The sequence below is a fragment of the Paenibacillus forsythiae T98 genome (assembly GCF_000520735.1).
In the GTDB taxonomy this organism is placed as follows: Bacteria; Bacillota; Bacilli; order Paenibacillales; family Paenibacillaceae; genus Paenibacillus_AQ; species Paenibacillus_AQ forsythiae.
In genome coordinates, this window is record NZ_ASSC01000073.1 from 1 (window position 1) to 667 (window position 667).

Annotated in this window: 2 protein-coding genes; one reads left to right on the top strand and one right to left on the bottom strand. The window is 54.1% G+C overall.

Annotation, left to right across the window (positions count from 1 at the left end; translation table 11 throughout):
* Positions 1–182, top strand: a 182-nt coding sequence (locus L692_RS32315; protein ID WP_036721587.1) for a hypothetical protein, incomplete at its 5' end; no start/stop codon positions are given.
* Positions 183–333: 151 nt separating this feature from the next.
* Here the strand turns inward: L692_RS32315 and L692_RS32320 are convergent.
* Positions 334–667, bottom strand: a 334-nt coding sequence (locus L692_RS32320; RefSeq protein ID WP_025696921.1) for a metallophosphoesterase, incomplete at its 5' end; no start/stop codon positions are given.

Sequence of the window (667 nt, forward strand, 5' to 3'; positions counted from 1 at the left end):
TCGCCCATTTTGTTACCGGCTCTTCCAGCGCCTCGGGACCCTATACGGTCTCCTTCTTCATCCTGGGCATCATCGCTTCATTTGCGGCGCTGGGTGCGGTACGGCTGGACCCCGGCGCAGGCAACGCTCTGCGGAGGCAGCAACCCCAAGTGAGTCTGAACCGTCAGAGAAGAAGCGGCTAAGTTTATTCCATAAAAAATGGACCCGATTTCTCGGGTCCCAACAAATCTATATTCTCAAAAGGGGGTCATGTATACAGTTTACCCCATCACTGTTAGAGTTTGATAACGGTAATATTTCATTTGTGTAACAAGATATGCCCTGTTGTGGCTGCTATCCTTCCATCCGCCGCAGCGTAAATACCGTCAGCTCCGGACGGCACATGAACCGCAAGGGCATGTAAGTCTCGCCAAACCCCCGATTGACATACAGCTTCCTCTTCGGTTCCCCGACTGTATACAAGCCGCTAATATATTTGACCGACCCGTCCGGCACAAAGGGAGCGCCTATGAACGGAATCCGAATCTGCCCGCCGTGGCTGTGTCCGGACAGCTGGAGATGAATAGGATATTCCTGCACGAAATCCGCATAATCCGGCTCGTGCATGAGCAGCACCGTGAATGTGCCGGGTGATATACCGCCCAGCGCCGCCTTCGGATCGGGACCG